Below are 19,380 nucleotides of genomic sequence, written 5' to 3' on the forward strand. Positions count from 1 at the left end.
TGTCCCAAAAGCAGGTTTTCTACGGAGGAAGGCAGTTCTCTTCATTCTTAAAACCACAAAAAGTGAGCAGAGCAGCGATTCCCCCATTCGGAGGATCGCTGCTCTGCGTTTTTGGTCATTGGGGGCTCATGGGAAATCCGCCCGTGATCAGCGGCATTACCCGCTCCGCCAGTTTGGAGGAAGACTCTGATCTTCCCTCCAGATTCCAGCGGTAGGTTACGCCATATAAGGACCAGCTTAGCAGGGTGGCGGCAGTTGCAAGCGGCTTCGAATCTGTAGCCGCAGCTGATCCGGAGATCAGCTGCAGGATAAGTTTCTCGAGATGCAGCTTAATATTCTCCTCAAGCAAGAGAGCTACAGAATCATATCTTTTGAAACAGCGGTGGCTGTTTTCATGATAATTACATAATGCTACTATCAGCTCTTGAAGGGTTTTCTCAGTCAACGGTCCTTTTGCATCGACTTTATGGAGGACCATATTCGTAAAGGCATCTAACAAAAAGGCTTCGAACAGCGCATATTTATCCTGGAAATGTGCATAAAAGGTGGTCCTGTTAATCGTAGCTGCTTTGGTAATGTCGCCGACGGTTATCGAGTTGAAGTCCATGATATTCAATTGCCGGACGAAGGCATCCAGAATTAATTGACGGGTCCGAATCACCCGCGGGTCGTTCGGATTGGGGGGATGTATGCCAGCCATCCAAGGAGCGCCCCTTTCAGAAGAGATTATAATCCTCTTAATTATAAACATGTGCTCTGTACACAACAAATAGGATCTGCCAATACGACAGTTTTTCCGGCTTTTAGCTTAAGCAACAACTTGGGCAGTTTGTTGGTTGAAGGGAGGATTGGAGCTTGTTACTATTGCATTCATACCCCGCTTTGAGAATAATCATTCAACCTACAGGAGGCGTTAACCATGGCTAAACAACAGGAGCAAATCCATTCACTGGAGACCTTATTTGAACCGTACACGGTTCAACAATTAACTATACCTAACCGGATTGTAATGTCACCGATGGCGCGTGCTTTTTCACCGGAGGGAGTACCGGGTGAGGATATGGCAGCGTATTACCGCCGCCGTGCTGAGAATGGGGTGGGGCTAATCATCACCGTTGGTATGATTGACCATCCGGCAGCAAGCAGTGATCCGGGACTGGCTAATCTCTTTGGTGAGGCCGCTCTGAACGGCTGGCGTGAAGTCGTTAGACAGGTTCATGAGGCCGGCGGTACCATTTTTCCGCAGTTGGCACATATGGGAATGATTCGGCCCATGGGTTCCCAGCCTCACCCGGATGCACCATCAATCGGGCCATCAGGACTCGACATGCAGGGGAACAAGATAAGCGAGCCGATGACAGAAGAAGAAATTGCCGGGGTCATTCAGGCCTATGCCGATGCGGCAGTGAATGCACAGCAAGCTGGCTTCGACGGAATAGAGCTCTCCGGCGGTCACGGCTTGTTGATTGACCAGTTCTTCTGGGAAATAACCAATCAGCGGACGGACCGCTATGGCGGCGATTTCCTGAAGCGTACCCGGTTTGCAGCCGAAGTTATCCAGGCCGTCCGCGCTGTAGTCGGACCGGATTATCCGATTTCCATCCGGTTGTCCCAGTGGAAGATGGCGGATTACACGGCGAAGCTGGTGGATACACCGGAGCAGCTGGAGCAATTCCTGGATGTGCTGGTACAGGCAGGGGTGGATATTTTCCACATCTCGACCCGCAGGTTCTGGGACCCGGAATTCGCGGGCTCGGAGCTGGGTCTCGCCGGATGGGTGAAGAAGCTTACCGGGAAGCCGACGATTGCCGTTGGTTCCGTAGGCATGGACAATGATCCCGCTGAAGGCGGGGATGCAGACCATCAAGGGATGGAGGAGCTGCTGAAGCGGCTGGACCACCAGGAGTTCGATCTGGTAGCGGTTGGACGCGCACTTCTGGGTGATCCGGCATGGGCGAAGAAAATCCGTGAGGGCAGGTTGGAGGAAATTCAAGCCTTTACTCCAGAGGCGGCGGACCAATTGTACTGAATCATAGATAATCTCCAAGAACCGCTCTACTACCCGTTCTCTGCCATATCCGTTTTCTGCGTCCGGAGCACCGGGAAGACACCCCTTAGGGACTCCTTCAGCGGAGGACGAATATTATTCTCTTCAAATAAAACGCACGGGAATGAGAAATGCTCTCTGTACCCCGTGCGTTTTTTTGATTTTTAACCCAGGTCACTCTGCCTGTTCCCCCAGCCTGGCCCGCATCTCCGCATAGGCCTCCGGGGTGCCAACATCATCAATCGTCCCCTCCGTATAGTAGGCCCGCAGCTCCTGACGGGAATGCAGCCATTCGGGAAAATAACTCGGCGCATCCGGGTTGCCCCCCTCAGCCAGATAACGGAAGAACAGCGGCAGCGTAGACCGTTTGTAGATGTACAGCGCGAATACGCCAATGTTCGAGCGGGGCGCCTGCGGCTTTTCCTCCAGAGATAAGACCCGATTCTGCGCATCCAGCTCCGCCACACCGATACTGCGCAGCTCTGCCGGATCATCCACCGTCCGCACCAGAATACAATCGGTATCCACCTTGTGAAAATAGTCCAGATACCCCGCCAGGCCGAAGCCCAGCACATTATCGCCTGCCAGCACCAGCAGATCCTCCTGCGGCTGCTCCCGCTCCAGCACAAACTGGATATCGCCAATCGCGCCTAACCGCCCCTCAGGAGAAGAAGTTCCATCGTTCAGGATACGAACCGGCTTGCTCCCCTGGTACTGTCCGGCCCACTGTTCAAAAGCATGGAAAAAGCGCTCATTCGTCACCACAAGAATCTCCGAAATCTCCTCCAGCACCTCCAGCCGCGCGGCCAGCAGATCCAGAATTGTCTTGTTCCCTTGCACCGGCAGCAGCGGCTTAGGCGTGTCTAGCGTTAACGGATACAGACGGGTGGCATACCCCGCAGCTAAGATTAATGCGATCATCTTCGATCCGCTCCTCTGTCCGGTGTAGATGCTGCGAATAAGGCTCTGGACAGCAGAACCATGGTTTGTTTGTATATGGTATGGGCGGCATCGGCATCGCCAAGGAACCCGCCCATATACAGGTGAATTACACCGTGCAGCGATGACCATATGGCGGCGACAAGAGCCCCGGTCTCTTCCTGGTCCGAAATCAGTCCCTGCTGCTGGGCGGTAATGATTAGAACTTGTAATTGGCGTATGGCGGTCAGTGTTCCCTGCATACTCTCCGCATCCGGCTTGAACTCGGCAAAAGCTCCTCCAAACATCAGCTTGTAGTAGCTGCTGTGCTCTTGTCCGAACTGCCAGAAGGCTTCGCCTAGATCCAGCAAATGCTGCAAGAGATCAGATGAAACCGGCACTTCTTCAAACCGCTGGGCCAGTATTTTGCAGCCCTCCAGATATAATTGCTGGGCCAAACCCTCTTTATTGACAAATAAACTGTAGATGATCTTAGTGGAACAGCCCATCCTTTGCGATACTTTACGGACAGTAACGGCCTCCGGCCCCTCTTCCTGGAGAATGGCAGCGGCCGCATCCACCACAAGCTTACGGAGATTCTCCGTATTTTGCAGACGGGCTTCCTGATATGTTTTTAATACCCGCCCCGTGGAGGGTGCAGGTTTGTCTTCGCTACGGATAAGAATCACCTTCATTCGGTTATCATGTTATTGACCAGCAACAGAGTTGCCGGGTTCTAACAGGAATTCTAAACATTTGAACATAGGTTGTCAATTGAACCCTCATGCGAAAAAAACAGATTGACACAGCAGTATTCTTTTGGTTACTATGATTCATATAAGAAACAGTGTTACCAATTGTATTAACGCCGCCGAACACGGACGTATACGGCTGAGAAAGAACTTATGCCACTACGAACGAACTTATGCCCGCTAGGATCGGTCATATTTTTTTCGCAATTTGGTAACGTTGTTTCCATAACACCGTTGTAGAAGGAGCAAAAACTATGAATATTAAAGGAAAATGGTCGTTGATCACCGGGGCCTCTTCGGGAATCGGCGAACAGTTCGCAAGACAATTAGCCAAGGAAGGCAGTCATCTGGTGCTGGTAGCCAGATCCAAAAACAAACTGGATGCGCTCGCAGCCGAATTGACCCGAAGCCATGAAATTCAGTGCCGGGTGATTCCCCAGGATCTATCGCTTCAAGGTGCTGCCGGAGAGTTGTATCAGACCTGCCAGCAGTTAGGCCTGAGCATCGATCTGCTGGTGAACAATGCAGGCTTCGCCACTCATGGCCTGTTCGAGCAGGTCTCCGGGGAGCGCCAGCATGATGAGGTGATGCTGAACGTCGCCGCTGTAGTGGATATGACTCATTTATTCCTTCCCGCAATGCTCCACAATGGGTCAGGCGCCGTTATCAATGTCTCGTCTACGGCAGGCTTTCAGCCGCTGCCTTATATGGCCGTCTATGGGGCGACCAAAGCTTTTGTCTTGTCCTTTACCGATGCCCTCTACTGGGAAAATCGTGATCGCGGTGTGCAATTCTTCGCCCTGTGCCCAGGCTCAACAGAGACGGATTTCTTCAACGTAGTGGGTACGGAGGATGCTTCCGTCGGCGGCGCGAAGGACTCGCCTGAGCGGGTAGTGACAATTACACTGCGCGCTATGGCCCGAGGAAAACAGTACATTGTCCCCGGATTCCGCAATTACCTGGGCGCCCAGATCTCCCGCTTCATGACCCGCAGACAAAGCCTGCGGCTGGTCGGGAACATGCTTCGCCCGGCAAAGCCTAAGCAAGTTTAGTAATGCAAACGGAACATAATAAACGCAAATGAGCTACACGCCATTGTGTTGGGATGCGGGGGCAATAGTCTGGTGATTCCAACCATACGGGTCTTGTCCCCTTGTCCATAAAACACCACAATGGTTAATCTGGACAGGGGTTCATCATGGTTTAAGCCTAGCCTTAACATTCTCTGGTTGGGCTTTTGTGCTATACTGGGAGTAAATGCAAGTTAGGTTATCCGGAGGTGATGAGGATGCGATGGGAAGATGTCCGCGAGCAGTTCCCTGATGAGTGGGTGGTCTGTGAGGCGTTAAAGTCTCGTTCGGAAGACGGGTACTGGCTTATTGACGAAGTGGCTCTCATTGATCGTTTCGACGATTCAACGGTTGCCATGAAACGCTACTATGAATTGCATCGTGAACAGCCATACCGGGAGTACGGCTTTTTTCATACATCCCGCGAGGAGCTGAAGCTTCGGGAAAAATGGGCGGGGGTACGCGGGCCAAGATGAGGATTGACGTGAGATACGGGCTGCCTTTTATCGAAGTGATCATTTGTTACCACGGTGAAGAGCTTCATTTGAAGAATGTCTTGCTGGATACAGGCTCGGCAGGAACTATTTTCAACGCTGATGTGGTAGATGCCATCGGGGTTCAAATTGAACCTGGCGACTTTCTGAACAAAATCAGGGGTGTAGGCGGAGTAGAAGTCGTCTATTCCAAGCAGTTTGATTTTGTGAGTACGGGAGAGGTATCTCTGGGAGGGTTTGAAGTAGAAATTGGGGAAATGGACTACGGCATGGAGATTGATGGTATTCTTGGCTTTGACTTTATCCAATCTGCCGGGTTAGTGATTGATTCCAAAGAGTTGATAGTGGCGGCAAAAGAGTGAGCAATTTCAACATCATACAACGCTGAACTTTTGTTGCTATACCTATGCTTAGCGTTACTTAATAGAAGCCCTATCCAATAGGAGGCTTCTATTTTGCTTTGCAATATACTCGGCATTAAAGGAACGTAAGTTCTTTGTATGGGAATGGAGATGCGGTAACCTCCCCAAACAACTTCAGCAACACGCTACGCCGAATTGTAGCTCTGCACGTTCACGCCTCAGGAAGGCTCTAGAACAACCTCGCCCGACAATCTGCCAGCACCCCATCATACCTTCTGCTCTCTTCTGCCGTCACTCTCTCACGCAGCGCTTCAAATAACGCCAAGTGATAACAATAGCAGTAATAATGCGAGATGTTATCTCTATCCTCGTACGCTCCAAACCCCTCACTCTGTTCTGCATAGCGGTCTAGTAGATCTCTGACATCAAGCCCATATTGGGCAGCAGCTCTTCAGGATTATTCTCCAAGAAACAGAAATATTCCTCCAGAAGTCCAGTCTGCCCTGAGAGAATCTCAACCATATACAGGTTAGCACGTGCCAATCCTCTGAACTCCTCGGCAATTGCCTCCCCTTCTACCCCTAAATCCTCCATCCAGCCCAGCTCAGCATAGCGGTATACCCTCTCTCTAGCGTCGTCATACTTTTGCTGCTTTTGATAAGCGCTGCCCCACATCAGATGACTGAACCCAAAATAATAGACAAGCGGACGTTGCATGTCCAAAAGCGGTACCGAAAGCTCTTGATGAATATGCGGTTATTGTCAGCGGGTTGAGCGTAAAGCAAATCAGCACTTTGCAGAGGATTGTTAGCGAGGTTAAAGGAGCTTTTGAGACATAAGTATTCCTGAGGTGATACCATGAATTTACCATAATGTGTAGGAAATCGGATACGTGAACTCAGAAAGGCCAAAGGATGGACACAAGAGCAACTAACTGAGGCAGCGTCACTGCACTACAGTTACATATGTGGGCCAAGTTGAACGTTGGCTGGGCGGTTACGGACACCCAGCCTTACATTCTCTAGAGTCACGGCAATCCCAGAACAGCCACCATAGGATCACCCATCATTGTTCCTCTGGAATATCCACAATAATATAATTTTCCTTCAGTTTAGGTTGAGGAACCTCGGCTTCTTTATAAATAACCTCATTCCAGTTCTCCTTATTAATCAAACCATACCCCGTGGAAGTAATATGAGGCATCCAGCGAAAGCTTGCGAAGGTCGTAGCTGTAAAATCCGGTAAGGAACCATCCTGCTGCGTAAAAGAGCGGCCTATGAAATAAAGGTTCTCTTGCTTACCGGCCTTGTCGCCAGTGAGAGCCTGCCACTTAAGGTAAGCTGTGTTCTTCGTCAACTGATAGTAACGGATTACATTATTATTAACCTCGATGAACCGGTCCTTTGTAGTCGCCGGAAAATAATATTGGAGACTGGCGGTTTCCAGCGAGGGCTCAAAGTCCTCCTTGAGCTGTGAAACTCTGGGAAGATTAATCGCAACATTTCTTGCAGTGCTTAACTCGCTGCTCTTCACATCAGCCAACAATTTCGCGCTTGGTTTTGACACAAATGCCGTTTGGGTGTCTGGATTCCAAATTACTGAACCGTCCAACGCTTCGGCAACAAAACGTAAAGGGATCATGGTTTTGCCATTATGAATAAATGGAGCAGCGCTTAAGGAAACGGAAGCTCCATTTTTCAGTGCTGTTGTATTATTTATGGTCAACTGCAGACTTGTGCCACTCCCCTCCACGGTTACTTGCTTAGTCGCATTATTCCAGGCAAACGTTAACCCGCCTAAGCTTTGGAGTGAAGTCAGGCTAAAAAACACCTGATTCTTCTTGTTAAGAATGTCTTTGGCTTCTAAATCGTTATTATTCACAACTACTTGTGTTCCTTTGGGACTCTTGCCTGCTGCAGACGCCGTATGTGCTACCGGTGCCAGAAACGCAGCACATAGAACAATAGATGAACATAGGATCAACTTCCTCATTATACACCCTCCTAAATTTTACATTCTATATATGAGAGACGCAAAAAGATCCATAAAGTTCCTCGAAAGTACTCTTATAACAATACAGGACCGCCCTATAATACAGGCAGTCCCGTTATTGTCTTATCCGCGCTAGTCCAGCTCTGCACGCGAGAACAAATCGCGGATGAGCACATCATCCTCGCAAGCCAGCTTGAAGGCAGTGGCGAAGGCAACCAGCGCCTCAGCGTCGGAGGAATAGGCGCAGAACATACCTGCCTCCGGGTCGAAGTGGATAATACCGGCCAGCTCGGGCATCTTTTCCTCCAGGAATACCGCTGCCAGCGAGCCCCAATCATATCCATTGCCCTCGAAGCCCTCCTCCTCCCGTGCAGCGAATACCTCTGTCTTATAATTGCCAACGCTCAGAATGACCGACTTGCCGCCGTTATCCTGCTCCACGATTATAAAAGGCTTCAGATCTACAGCTCCCCCTACTTCTGCTTCCTTCAGCTTCTCAAGCAATTGTTCCTTCGCCTCATCCGTGAACCTGAGCATCCCTTCAGTCTCTACAATCCTTCCCTGCCGGATCCGCTCATCCAGCCAATCCGAGATGAAGCCCGGGGCATATCCGCCTGTGCTGAATTCACCGCCGAACGCGATCATTTTGGAATAAATCTCAAGATACTGGTCACGGCTCGTATTCGGGTAAGCGCTGGTATAGAGCCAGAACTGCAAATCATACATCAGGGTGGATTCTTCGTCCACATGAAGTGAGAAATGGCCCTTCTTCTCAACAATGCGGGTACATATCTTGCGGATAACGCCCTCTATATCGTCCATTTCGGTAACCTGGTCGCACAGCTCCTGAAGCAGCGGAGAGAATGGCGCGGACCCTACCTTCCGCAGATCCTCCTGCTTATCCTCCTCCGAGGTATCATAGACCTCCTCATTCACCAGCCCGCGAATGAAAGTCTCATAGTCCGGGGCCAGGAACGTAATCTCATAGTTGCTCTCCTGGTCCACATGAATCACCTCGGGTTCCCCTTCCGGGCCGCAGTGACGGTAATCCAGCATAATGACATCATGTCCTGCGGAGGGACAGTCGCCGAAGACCACGCCGATATCGGGGTAGCCCCACTCCTCAATCATGAAGCGGCTGCCCACCTCTCCGCAGAGGGAATAGAATTTGTCGCGGCCGATCCCGGCAATTCCCGAAATGGCGACATGATCTGCTGACCAGGAAGTGGGTTCATTCACCGGAAAACACGTATTGCGCGGAATCCCGCCGTTATGCTGCTTCATCATGGCGATGTAAGAGGCCGGCAGCTTATAACCCAGTTCCTGCTCCACAGAGGCAATCAGCTCGTCACTGGGCAGCGGAGAGACATACGACTTCAAGGCATAGTCGCTGTCCTCCCAGAAATCCGCGCAGTAGTCGAGGAATGCACCAAGGTCTCTACCGCCACCCTCTCTATTCACCTTCAAGGCCTCCAGCGCTTCGGCGCGTCTTGCCTGCTCTCTTGTCTCACGCAGTGCGCCTTCCCGGCTCCACTCCAGCATTCTCGCAGTATCCCCGTCTCCCGGCTCCAGCGCCTCCGCACGTTCAAACGCATGAATAGCCTGCTCATACTGCTTCAGGTGATAGTAGGAATACCCTATGCGGAATTGCCACAGCGGATCATCCTCGCCTTCCCTGGAGATGCTGCGCAGCTGCTCCAGCGCCTCCCCGTATTCACCCAGGTTATTGTAAGCTCTGCCTAATTGGCCGATACACTCATAATCTCTTGCATCCGGCGGAATCTCCAGAATACGGTCCACAATCTGCTGATATTCATCTTCTTCATGCCAACGCTTCACCTGTTCCAGCAACGCCTCATCCATGCCTTTGGCCCCCCTAATTGGACACTGCAAAACAAGCCTGTCCCCTATTCCGAAGGACTGCTTCTTGTCAGTATATTCGCTATTACCCATTCACCGGAAAAGCACAAGTAGAAACGGCTACGCCGTCCTTTTAAGGTAAACCCTATAACGGACCATCTCAAAAAGAGGTCGCCTCGGCCGGACACCCGGCATCAAGACAACCTCTCTATGAACGTTCAACCTATATTCCTTCAAGTTACTGAATGGATTGCAGGTGCTCTTCGAGCCGGTCCCAGGTTTCGGTGATCCCTTGCTCCATCCCCATATCCATGACCGTCTTGAGCGCTTCCTCCGAATCATACTTCGACCGGCTGACCAGCCTCGTCCCGCCCTCAACTTCTTCGAACCTCATACTGACCAGTGTAGACGGCATACCTTCCGTTTCATTGCCTTCGGCATCGGAGAAATAATCGGTATAGTCAAATCTCTCGCCATCGACAATCTCATGGTAGATGCCCTTGCCCCAGGATTCCATTCCGAAGAATTCCCCCTGCTGCTCATCCACACATTTCATACAATAATGCCAGATGCCGCCCGGACGAAAATCAACAGTGCAGAAGGGAACAATCCAGCCGCGCGGTCCCCACCACTGCTTCAGATGCTCTGCCTCAGAGAACACTTTGAATACCAGCTCACGCGGTGCAGCGAATACACGTTCCAGAACCAGCTCAAGACCTTCGACTCGGGAAATCATTGTGCCAGACATTCCTAATCCCTCCTGATAGTCATTCATTTGTCTTCGGACTGCAGCTGCCGCAGATAGTCATCCAGATTGTCGAAGCGTTCATTCCACAGCTTGCGGTAAGCTTCCAGCCAGGCATCCATAGCCTCCAGCGGCTCCGTACGCAGCCTGTAGTTCCGGCGGTTAGCCGCCGCTTCCACCTCAACCAGTCCGGCTTCCAGCAGCACACGCAAATGCTTCGAGGCCTGAGGCTGACGGAGCGCGAGCCGCTCGGCGATATCGCCTACGCTCATAGGCCCGTCCTTCAGGATCTCAACCATCCGCAGGCGGGTAGGCTCAGCAAGTGCGCTAAATGTCGTTGTGTCCATCATTTCCATATTCCTTTTATACAGCCTTTTAGTATCTGGGTACATTCTCAATATAACTTATCAGGAATATTCCCGTCAAGGAATATTGTTAGGATTGCTTATCTCTATTTAAGCAGATTTTCACCTGCTTCTTCCAGCGAAGGAAGGAGATTCTTATGATCTATTGGCGATGACATAACGATCAGAATCGTATAATTCCCGTATTTATCACACTGATTCCCAAACTCCTCAAGACCCTGTGTAGAGTCGGACATGACTTTTAACAGATAATTGTGTTCTCCGCTGATGCGGTAGCACTCTACGACATCGGGATGGGCACGGCAGAAGTCCACAAAAGCATGACACTCTCTGGAGTGGAAAAGGATATAAGCTGCGGCCTGTTTCCCGATCTTCTCCGGCGAGATAATCGTCCGGTACTCCTTGATCACTCCGCTTTCCTCCATACGCTTAACTCTTTCCGTTACTGCTGGCTGAGACAGACCTACGCTCTTCCCCAGCTCTGTCATGGATATTCTCGCCTGATTTTGCAGATGGAACAGAATTTGCTTATCAATAGAGTCCATTTTGACCCCTCCTTTAATTTTAAGATTATTTATTTAAAATACCTTAACTTTAAATGTATAAGGCGGATTTTAACGTTAATGGCTCATGTATTCAAGTTAATTTATTTTATATACTTTACTTACAATAGTAAAGCAGAAGCAGTGGCTGCTTTAACTGTAGCGAAAGGATGTTGAGTATGCTCCCGGAACGCATTAACAAGGTAATTGACAAGACAATAACAGACAAGCGCCTGGCAGGTGTTGTCATAAAGGTAGCATTAGATGGGCAACTCATCTACAGCCGTGCTGCTGGTTATGCGAGCCGCGAGCTAAACCAGCCTATGCGGGAGAACGCATTATTCCGGCTCGCCTCGGTATCCAAACCGTATACTTCTACGGCTGCTCTGATTCTGGTGGCGCAAGGGCGTCTGAAGCTGGATGACCGTGTAGACCGGTGGCTGCCGGGCTTTCAGCCACGGCTTGAGAACGGAGAGACTCCAGCAATGACAGTCCGTCACTTAATGACACACACCGCCGGTCTGACTTACCGCTTCTTTCAGGAAGAAGGCGGTTCCTATGAGCAGGCTGGCGTATCCGATGGCATGGATCAGTCCGGTATCACGCTTGAAGAGAACCTGAAGCGGCTCGCGTCTGTTCCGCTTCTCTATCATCCTGGCACCCAGTGGAGATATTCTATCGCAACAGATGTGCTGGGAGCAGTAATTGCTAACGTTAGCGGGAACACGCTCAGTGAAACGATCCGCTCACTTATTACTCGCCCCCTCGATCTGACGGATACCAGCTTCGTTGCCGTAGACCCGCAGCGCCTGACCTCAGCTTATGCCGATGATGTTCCGGGACTGCGGCTTATGGAGAATCCGGACAGATTGGCCTTCGTAGAAGGAACGGCAGGCTTCCGCCTTGCCCCGGACCGGGCGTTAGACAGCACTGCCTTTCCTTCCGGCGGAGCCGGTATGGTCGGCAGTGCCGGAGACTTCCTGCAGCTGCTGGAGACGTTGCGGAGGGGCGGAGCGCCGCTATTGCCGGAGTCTCTGGTCCGCGAAATGACGGCCAACCAGATTGGAGATCTGCCCATGCCCTTCTGGCCGGGACGGGGTTTCGGCCTCGGGATGACCGTCCTTAAAGATCCTGCTGCCGCCAACACTGCGGAGTCCCTTGGCACTTGGCGCATGGGCGGCACCTATGGCCATTCGTGGTTCGTCGATGTCAAGCAGCGGCTAAGTGTGGTAGCCTTTACTAATACCGCACTGGAGGGTATGTCTGGTCCGTTCACGGTTGATTTGTGCAATGCCATCTACGGCAGATTGGACCCGTCATGAACAACACCAATAAGACAATTGCGATGAGCAGCGGCACAATTGCTTCTCCGCAGCAAAGCTCCACTCCCCCTGCTCCAGAACGTCTTCCCTGGGCTGGATTGATTGCTCTGGCAATGACAGGGTTTATCTGTATTCTGACGGAGACGATTCCCGCCGGACTCCTCCTTCAGATCAGTACGGGTCTTGGAGTAACCGAGGCCATGGCAGGTCAGCTTGTTACCCTCTATGCCCTGGGCTCGTTACTCGCCGCCATTCCATTGACCACAGTAACACGCGGCTGGAGGCGGAGACCTCTGCTGTTACTATGCATCCTTGGCTTCCTCATATTCAATACCGTTACTGCCGTATCCTCGAGTTACCCTCTGACTCTTGCGGCCCGTTTCTTCGCGGGTGTGTGCGCGGGTGTCCTGTGGGGAATGATCGCAGGCTATACCCGGCGCATGGTACCAGAGCAGCTTAAGGGACGGGCAATGGCTATTGCAATGGCGGGAACACCACTTGCCCTGGCGCTTGGAGTCCCTGCCGGAACATTCTTGGGTGACCTTGCAGGCTGGCGTAATATTTTTGGAGTCTTGTCACTGTTCGCTCTGTTGCTAACCCTTTGGATACTCTGGAAGCTGCCGGACTATCCAGGAGAAGCTGCGGATAAGCGGCTCCCGCTAAATAAGGTGTTCACAAGCCCCGGAGTGCGGCCGATCCTGTTTGTCGTGCTGGCCTGGGTACTGGCCCACAATATCCTGTATACCTATATAGCACCGTACCTTACTCTGGCCGGACTATCCGGGCGCGTGGATCTGGTGCTTCTTATTTTCGGGATTACAGCACTTCTTGGCATCTGGTTAACAGGCGTGTGGATTGATCGTCATCTGAGGCTGCTGGTTCTGATTAGCCTGACCGCATTTGCACTGGCATCTGTTCTGCTCAGCATTGGAAGCGGCAAGCCTGTTGTAATCTATCTAGTAGCTGCTGTATGGGGCTTAACGTTCGGGGGAGCAGCCACGCTGCTGCAAACAGCCATTGCTGCAGCTGGCGGAGAGAGCGCAGATGTAGCGCAATCCATGCTTGTAACCGCATGGAATCTGGCCATTGGCGGAGGCGGTATAGCCGGTGGAATTCTTCTCGAAACAACGGGCGTTGTATCGTTCCCATGGGCGTTGTTTGTCTTGCTGGCCCTTTCGGTATGGATAGTCCGGTGCAGCAGAACGCATGGTTTCCCTCCCGGAACCGTGGATATCCAGCGCAATAAATAATTTCAATCAAATTAATGTAAGGCAACCTCACCATTCTCGTTCATCTGCTCATATAACACCTCATATTGCACAAAAACAGCCGGGAGCCCTCCCGGCTGTTCTGCTTGAATAGCAGTAGATCCCGCTCTATCTACGTTACTCCGCTGCTAACCCTGCTTAATCGGCGCTGCGAGAATCATCTTCCCGCGCGGGGTAACGCCCGCACCATCCGGCTCCAGTGTAACGGCTATGGTATCATAGGCCTTCGGGTCAAAGGAATAATACAGTGCCCCGTTTCCGTCCTGTGAGATGAAGGTGCCCGCATTCACCGGCTTGTCCCCCTTGATCAGCCATACCTGATAGACCTCCGTGCCAGTAAGCTCGGGTAGCTCTTCTGCCTGAAGTACAAGATGGGTGCCGGTAGGGTCTGCGACAATTGTTGCTGTACCTTTGGCGGTAATCCCTTCTCCCGCCGGACTAAGTGCTACTGCCTCATTCACCTTAAGCCCCTGGAGCGGTCCGGTGCCGGAGGCCAGCTGCTGCTTCAGCTCAGACACATTTCCGCGCAGCTGGCCGGTGTAGACGACCAGGAGCAGTACAGCCACAGCCAGTCCAAGGCTCAGGTACCCCCAGAAGCGGGTTCTCTTGGGCTCCGGGATGTTTAATTGGGGCAAGCCCTGCTCTGATGGAGGAGTCCTCGCTGGCTCTTGCTCCGCAGCCCGCTCTGCATCAGGCTGGATATTCAAGCGGGTCTCCGGCCGGACTGCCGGTGCACCCGCATTCCCGGACTCCAGCACCCGTGACAGGATGCGCTCCTTCATGCCGGAGGGCGGGTCAACCGGCTCGGATGCAAGCGGAAGATGGTCTAGTACCTGCCGGTATTCCCCCACCAGCTCTCTGCATTCCGCGCATTCTGCCGCATGGGCAGCGAATTGCTGCATTTCCTCCGCCGTCAATGCGCCCAGCGTATATAATTCGGCCAATTCACAGAGTTCCTCATTGTGTTCACTCATGCGCATGATCCCTCCTTCCCCAGTGCCGTAACGATTTGTGAAGCTGCTTCATCGCCAGCCGGACTCTTCCCTTGACCGTGCCCAGCGGGATTGCCGCAAGCTGTGCTACCTCCTGCTGGGTGTAGCCCTGGTAATAGATCATATCCATTACCTGTTGCTGGTCGCGGCTTAATCCCAGCAGCGCCTCTCTGATCTGTTCCCCCGCCATCTGCAGCTCAACGAGATCCTCGGTGAGCGCGCTGTGGTCCTGAACCTGCTCCAGATTCCCGGAATCGGCGGATTGCCGCGGCAGCCTGGCGTCCCGCTTACGGAGATAATCGATCGCCAGATTGCGGGTCACCGCGAACATCCAGGTGAGCAGCTTGCCTTTGCCGAAGTCAATCTGCCCCGCATTCTTCCACAGGCGCAGGAACAGCTCCTGCATAACCTCCTCGGCAGCCATCGAATCCTTCACGATCTGGTAAGCAAAGCTATAGATGACCCGTTCATACCGGTCATAGAGCAGTTCGAGGGCATTCGAGTCTTTCTGTGCAATAAGCAGAATTAACTGCTTATCGTCAGCTGTGTCATTCAATTGCCATCCCCCATTCAACAGACAATATAGTAGTACCAGTGGTGCCATACTGAAAAACCTGCGTCCACTGAGTATAACCGCTTTGCACAACCGTCTCAACCTGCCGGGCTGACGGTTGCAGGCATTCGGCAGCCGTTATTGAAGCCTTGCCCGCTTCCATATATGATAGCTATATCATATCCGCAAAGGGAGGATCATTACCGTGGCCGTACTGATGAATGAACAGATTAAGGCAGCCGAGGTCGAGCTGACCGGGCTGAAGGGCGAGAAGCTCGGCACCGTATCCAGAAGCGAGGCGCTGTCCAAGGCCAGAGCCGCAGGGGCCGACCTGGTCTGCACCTCGCTGATGAGCAGCCCGCCGCCCTGCAGCCTGGTCGCCAAGGGCAAAGGCAAGGCGGCTGCGCAAGCGGCCCGCAAGGATACTACCCGTCCGCAACAAGGCGGCGGAAGCACCCGGGAGAAGGTGAAGGAGCTGCGCTTCACCGCCCATATTGAAGAGCATGACTACGACACGAAGCTGCGTCAGGCGGACAAGCATCTGCGCTCCGGCAAGCCGGTGCAGCTCGTCGTGAAGTCCTCCGGCGCCAAGGAGGCCGCCGCTGCGAAGGCAGTGCTGGAGCGGCTCGTGGCCGATCTGAAGGAAGCCGGAACCAAGGCCTCCGGGCTGCAGACCAGCGGCAAGGGTGCACAGGTTAGAGTTAATCCGCGGACGAATTAACTGCATCCATTAGAAACATACAAAACTACTGCATTCTATACAGCTGCATCCATCACGCACAAACGGGTGCCATCCCCTCAGGGACGGCACCCGTTATTTGTTCCAGCTAAATTTGTTCCAGCTACTCCAAGCGTGCCTTCGTTAAGTTAAGCCGCTCCAAAAACCACTCCTTCCTCAGCACATGCAGCAGCTCCCCATTGCAATCCTCATAATCGCCGGTCAATCCGGCCAGCTCCTGCTCCACCCGGAAGCCCAGCTTCCGGAGCACCCCGAGCGACGCGGTGTTGCGCGGATCTGCCTTGGCATATAATTGCTCCAGTCCGATCACACCGAAGGCATAGTCCGCCATCGCCGCAGCAGCTTCGGTAGCATAACCCCGGCCCCAGTGTTCGCGCCCGATCAGATAATACAGCTCCGCATCCGGCGCCATGAACTCCAGCACGCCGGTCCCGCACCAGCCGATCAGCCGGCCGGTAGCCTTATCGCAGACGGCGAACGAATATTTGAACGGCAGCTCGAACGACGTATGATAGCTGAACATCAGCCAGCGGAACATCCCCTCATACTCATGCATGGACATGACCTCCATATGCATGAAGGCCAGCACCTCCGGGTTCTGCATCAGCTCGAACGAAGCCATAAGATCACTTTCCATATAGGGACGGATGATTAACCGCTCCGTTTCGAGCCTCATCCTGGACAGTACCGGATTCATAATACGCATACCCTCACCTTCAAGTTCTATCTGCCCCCAGCATAGTTCAGGCACAGGATCGTCCACAAGGTAAAAGATAGTTTAATCCGTTTGCCCCCTGCCGTTATTCCACAGCGTACGGAAGGACGGGCAGTCCCGGATCAGGGAATCGAAATCCCCTTCCCCCGCCAGTCTGCCTTGCTCCATGACCAGAATCTGGTCCACGCCGCTGATGAAATTCAGCCGGTGCGCGATAATAATGATCGTCTTATGCCTGAACTCCGCGAACACCGTCTCCATCAGGCTGCGCTCCGTAATATTATCCAGGGCCGATACCGGCTCATCGAGGATGATCAGATTCCGCTTTTGCAGGATCGCCCGGGCAAAAGCCAACCGCTGCCGCTCTCCGCCCGACAGCTTCAGCCCGCGCTCCCCAACCCGCGTCTCCAGCTTCTCCGGCAGCTCCAGTACCTTCTCCTTCAGATGAACCTTGTCCAGCACTGCATACAGCTCCTCATCCAGGACCTGCTGCTCAAACACCATGTTGCCCCGGATAGTGGTGTCGAAGATCGGACTGTCCTGCGACAGATATGAGATGTGATCATAGTAGCTGTCCAGACTCAGCTCATCAATATCCGTGCCGTCTACCAGCAGCTGTCCGCCGCTTTTTTTGAGCAGGCCTGTAATCAGCTTAATGACTGTTGACTTACCGCTGCCGCTTAAGCCCACCAGGGCAACCGAGGTTCCGGGCGCGACTGAGAAAGAGAGCCGGTCCAGCACCTGCACCTCTCCATAGCTGAACGATACCTCCTTGAATTCGATGCTGCCCTGTAGCTGCGCAAGCGCCTTGCCCTGCTCCAGATTCCGGTCCTCGGGGGCATTCAGGAATGCCTCGAACCGCTGATAGGTCACCCTGTTCAGCTTATAGCCGACGAATAATACGTTGAAGATGGCGATTGGCGTATAGATTTTCTCAATGAACATGAACAGCGCGACCATGACCCCGACAGAAGCCTGGCCGGAGACCACATTCTTCACGCCGTACAACAGCACAATCACCTTAATGACCGTAATGAATAATTCGAATAAGGCGAAGAAGGATTCATGAATCATCTGCAGCTTCGCGCTCTGCCTGATAATCTGCTGTGCCGCCTTGTTAAGTCTGCCGATCTCCTGCGCGTACTTCTTGTTGGTGCGGAAGACGACCAGCTCCATGAAGCCGCGGACCCCGTACCGGGACATGGCCTCCTGCTGCATAAGCACCGATTCCTTGATCCGGTAGAGAACTTTCAGCAGAACATTCGTTAACCCGAAGATGACCACGTACCCGCCCGCAATCACCAGCATGATTCTGAGGTCATAGTAGCTGATGAAGAGCAGGCTGAAGAGAATGGTGGGCAGCAGCTCATGCAGCGTCTTCAGGATAAAAGAGAACAGAATGCTGTTCCCAGCCGCCGCGCCGTTCTCAATCACCTTGATCATCTGGCCTGTGCCCATGTTCTGATAGGCGGAATAATCCATTCTGGAAATTTTGGACAAGGCCATAATCTTCAGTCTTTCCGTGATGCTGTTCGATAGATAGGCGCTGGGATATTCATCCGCATAATTCAGCAGGACATTCAGGCCGAGCAGCATCCCGTAGAAGACAACCCCGTAGAGGATTTCACGGAAGCCCGTTCCCGCCACCGCCTGATCCAGAATCCGCTGAAAGACAACAATACCCAGGCTGCTTAAGAGCTGAATGGCGAAGCCGAGACCTATATACAGAGCGGCCCACCCTCTGAGGTGGACAAGACATTTTTTTAACATGATCACAATCTCCAATCTTATTCATAAGAGTATGGCAAAAAAGCCGGGAACTCTCCTCGCCACTCCGCGCCAAAGACTCCTGCCTCAGCAGTGTAGTCTTCAAGCGGAATAACTCAGTGTCCCGGCTCACAAAGAATGACCTTCCAGGCACCGTTCAAGAATCCAGTTAGCTGTGACCAAGAGGACAGACCTCACCCTTGGTGGCTGGTACGCGTTCTACCCAGCCCGATAACTAGTTCCTTGCGACGGTACGGAATGGCATCCATTTCACCTCTTTGATAAGATTGACTTTCATTGTATGCTTCGGCCAGACTGGCCGTCAAGCCCTAGTGCTTCGTTTCTTTTGCCGCATCCGAATCCGCATCGGGACTGGCATCTGAAGCGGAATCCGCTTCAGCAGCTTCTTCTGCATCCTCGCTCTCCTCGTCCGCAGCGGCCAGCGCCGCCTTCTCACTGCGGCTCCATTCCAGGAATTCGAGGGTATCCTGATCCTCAGGGTCCAGCTTGTTCGCCTTCTTGAATGCTTTGATCGCCTGATCGTACTCGTCCAGATAATAGTGGGCGTAGCCGACACGGAAATGCCACAGCGGGTCTTTTTTACCCTGATCTGCCGCTTTGTTGAACCATTTAAGCGCTTCCCGGTAGCGGCCCAGATTGTTGAGCGCCCGGCCCAGATGTACCGCCAGCTCTTCATCGATCAGCGGTGTCGGCACCTCTTTGATGCGGGATACGATTTCTTCATATTCGTCCGCCTCATGCCAAGCGTTCAATTGCGCGATTAATTCTTCTCTCATTACCCATAGCCTCCCGGTTAATAGTTCCAAGTTCTCTTAGAGATACTTTATCATTTTCACACCAAGTTTCCCACTGTTGC

Annotated in this window: 21 protein-coding genes and 1 pseudogene; 8 read left to right on the forward strand and 14 right to left on the reverse strand. The window is 52.6% G+C overall.

Translation table 11 applies throughout. The features are described 5' to 3' along the window. Window positions 1–115 precede the first annotated feature (115 nt). Window positions 116–700 (reverse strand): TetR/AcrR family transcriptional regulator, encoded by a 585-nt coding sequence (locus NST69_RS30125; RefSeq protein WP_342547909.1) that lies wholly within the window; start codon window positions 698–700, stop codon window positions 116–118. A 219-nt stretch (window positions 701–919) separates the two neighbouring features. Between NST69_RS30125 and NST69_RS30130 the strand changes: the two genes are divergently transcribed. Next, entirely contained in the window at window positions 920–2,029 is a 1,110-nt protein-coding gene (locus NST69_RS30130; RefSeq protein WP_342547910.1) for an NADH:flavin oxidoreductase, read from the forward strand. Window positions 2,030–2,221: 192 nt separating this feature from the next. On the opposite strand, the gene NST69_RS30135 is transcribed toward NST69_RS30130, so the two are convergent. Beyond that, window positions 2,222–2,968 (reverse strand): sugar phosphate nucleotidyltransferase, encoded by a 747-nt coding sequence (locus NST69_RS30135; protein ID WP_342547911.1) that lies wholly within the window; start codon window positions 2,966–2,968, stop codon window positions 2,222–2,224. After that, a complete protein-coding gene (locus NST69_RS30140) occupies window positions 2,965–3,660 on the reverse strand; it encodes a TetR/AcrR family transcriptional regulator (protein ID WP_342547912.1) in 696 nt (231 codons plus the stop codon). The genes NST69_RS30135 and NST69_RS30140 overlap by 4 nt, the downstream gene beginning before the upstream one ends. Before the next feature lie 311 nt (window positions 3,661–3,971). Here NST69_RS30140 and NST69_RS30145 point away from each other — a divergent pair, with 311 nt between their 5' ends. The 3 genes from NST69_RS30145 (at window position 3,972) to NST69_RS30155 (ending at window position 5,643) form a co-directional block, all read left to right on the forward strand. Beyond that, window positions 3,972–4,769: an SDR family oxidoreductase gene (locus tag NST69_RS30145; protein WP_342547913.1), complete on the forward strand. Its 798-nt coding sequence runs from the start codon at window positions 3,972–3,974 to the stop codon at window positions 4,767–4,769. Between the two features lie 236 nt (window positions 4,770–5,005). Beyond that, a complete protein-coding gene (locus NST69_RS30150) occupies window positions 5,006–5,263 on the forward strand; it encodes a hypothetical protein (protein ID WP_076080793.1) in 258 nt (85 codons plus the stop codon). A gap of 8 nt (window positions 5,264–5,271) precedes the next feature. Then, a complete protein-coding gene (locus NST69_RS30155) occupies window positions 5,272–5,643 on the forward strand; it encodes a retropepsin-like aspartic protease (RefSeq protein ID WP_340827684.1) in 372 nt (123 codons plus the stop codon). Between the two features lie 408 nt (window positions 5,644–6,051). Here the strand turns inward: NST69_RS30155 and NST69_RS30160 are convergent, their stop codons facing one another. Then, window positions 6,052–6,366, reverse strand: coding sequence for a hypothetical protein (locus NST69_RS30160; RefSeq protein WP_340957233.1), 315 nt, complete (start codon window positions 6,364–6,366; stop codon window positions 6,052–6,054). 165 nt (window positions 6,367–6,531) lie between these two features. Between NST69_RS30160 and NST69_RS30165 the strand changes: the two are divergent. Next, window positions 6,532–6,615 (forward strand): annotated as a pseudogene (locus tag NST69_RS30165) (helix-turn-helix transcriptional regulator); the annotation flags it as partial. Window positions 6,616–6,708: 93 nt separating this feature from the next. On the opposite strand, the gene NST69_RS30170 reads toward NST69_RS30165, so the two are convergent. From NST69_RS30170 to NST69_RS30190, 5 genes are all read right to left on the reverse strand, one after another. Then, the gene (locus NST69_RS30170) at window positions 6,709–7,635 is read right to left on the reverse strand and encodes a copper amine oxidase N-terminal domain-containing protein (RefSeq protein WP_340957231.1); all 927 of its coding nucleotides are present in this window, start codon (window positions 7,633–7,635) and stop codon (window positions 6,709–6,711) included. A 132-nt stretch (window positions 7,636–7,767) separates the two neighbouring features. Then, the gene (locus NST69_RS30175; RefSeq protein ID WP_340957229.1) at window positions 7,768–9,498 is read right to left on the reverse strand and encodes an Imm51 family immunity protein; all 1,731 of its coding nucleotides are present in this window, start codon (window positions 9,496–9,498) and stop codon (window positions 7,768–7,770) included. A 235-nt stretch (window positions 9,499–9,733) separates the two neighbouring features. Continuing rightward, window positions 9,734–10,243 carry an SRPBCC domain-containing protein gene (locus tag NST69_RS30180; protein ID WP_340957226.1) on the reverse strand — a complete coding sequence of 170 codons (510 nt, stop codon included), beginning with the start codon at window positions 10,241–10,243 and terminating at the stop codon, window positions 9,734–9,736. A gap of 23 nt (window positions 10,244–10,266) precedes the next feature. Further along, complete coding sequence (locus NST69_RS30185) at window positions 10,267–10,587, reverse strand: winged helix-turn-helix domain-containing protein (protein ID WP_209987492.1); 321 nt, start codon at window positions 10,585–10,587, stop codon at window positions 10,267–10,269. 104 nt (window positions 10,588–10,691) lie between these two features. Beyond that, window positions 10,692–11,150 carry an Lrp/AsnC family transcriptional regulator gene (locus NST69_RS30190; RefSeq protein WP_173134098.1) on the reverse strand — a complete coding sequence of 153 codons (459 nt, stop codon included), beginning with the start codon at window positions 11,148–11,150 and terminating at the stop codon, window positions 10,692–10,694. A 176-nt stretch (window positions 11,151–11,326) separates the two neighbouring features. Here NST69_RS30190 and NST69_RS30195 point away from each other — a divergent pair, with 176 nt between their 5' ends. Beyond that, window positions 11,327–12,469, forward strand: a complete 1,143-nt coding sequence (locus NST69_RS30195; RefSeq protein ID WP_340957222.1) for a serine hydrolase domain-containing protein — start codon at window positions 11,327–11,329, stop codon at window positions 12,467–12,469. A 23-nt stretch (window positions 12,470–12,492) separates the two neighbouring features. Next, window positions 12,493–13,719 (forward strand): MFS transporter, encoded by a 1,227-nt coding sequence (locus NST69_RS30200; RefSeq protein WP_340958193.1) that lies wholly within the window; start codon window positions 12,493–12,495, stop codon window positions 13,717–13,719. Window positions 13,720–13,865: 146 nt separating this feature from the next. Here NST69_RS30200 and NST69_RS30205 read toward each other — a convergent pair whose 3' ends face one another. Then, window positions 13,866–14,711, reverse strand: coding sequence for an anti-sigma factor (locus tag NST69_RS30205; protein ID WP_342547914.1), 846 nt, complete (start codon window positions 14,709–14,711; stop codon window positions 13,866–13,868). Further along, on the reverse strand, window positions 14,704–15,285 hold the full coding sequence (locus NST69_RS30210) for an RNA polymerase sigma factor (RefSeq protein WP_036691711.1): 582 nt from the start codon (window positions 15,283–15,285) through the stop codon (window positions 14,704–14,706). Before NST69_RS30210 ends, NST69_RS30205 begins: the two co-directional genes overlap by 8 nt. A 202-nt stretch (window positions 15,286–15,487) precedes the next feature. Between NST69_RS30210 and infC the strand changes: the two genes are divergently transcribed. Then, on the forward strand, window positions 15,488–16,003 hold the full coding sequence (gene infC / locus NST69_RS30215) for a translation initiation factor IF-3 (protein ID WP_341142473.1): 516 nt from the start codon (window positions 15,488–15,490) through the stop codon (window positions 16,001–16,003). A 121-nt stretch (window positions 16,004–16,124) separates the two neighbouring features. On the opposite strand, the gene NST69_RS30220 is transcribed toward infC, so the two are convergent. The 3 genes from NST69_RS30220 to NST69_RS30230 all read right to left on the reverse strand — a co-directional run bounded on the left by NST69_RS30220 (window position 16,125) and on the right by NST69_RS30230 (window position 19,300). After that, the gene (locus NST69_RS30220) at window positions 16,125–16,727 is read right to left on the reverse strand and encodes a GNAT family N-acetyltransferase (RefSeq protein ID WP_342547915.1); all 603 of its coding nucleotides are present in this window, start codon (window positions 16,725–16,727) and stop codon (window positions 16,125–16,127) included. Between the two features lie 72 nt (window positions 16,728–16,799). Beyond that, window positions 16,800–18,506: an ABC transporter ATP-binding protein gene (locus tag NST69_RS30225; RefSeq protein WP_342547916.1), complete on the reverse strand. Its 1,707-nt coding sequence runs from the start codon at window positions 18,504–18,506 to the stop codon at window positions 16,800–16,802. 326 nt (window positions 18,507–18,832) lie between these two features. Next, window positions 18,833–19,300, reverse strand: a complete 468-nt coding sequence (locus NST69_RS30230; RefSeq protein ID WP_209868819.1) for a tetratricopeptide repeat protein — start codon at window positions 19,298–19,300, stop codon at window positions 18,833–18,835. Window positions 19,301–19,380 lie beyond the last annotated feature (80 nt).

The sequence above is a fragment of the Paenibacillus sp. FSL P2-0089 genome (genome assembly GCF_038595095.1).
Classification (GTDB): domain Bacteria; phylum Bacillota; class Bacilli; order Paenibacillales; family Paenibacillaceae; genus Paenibacillus_AQ; species Paenibacillus_AQ silagei.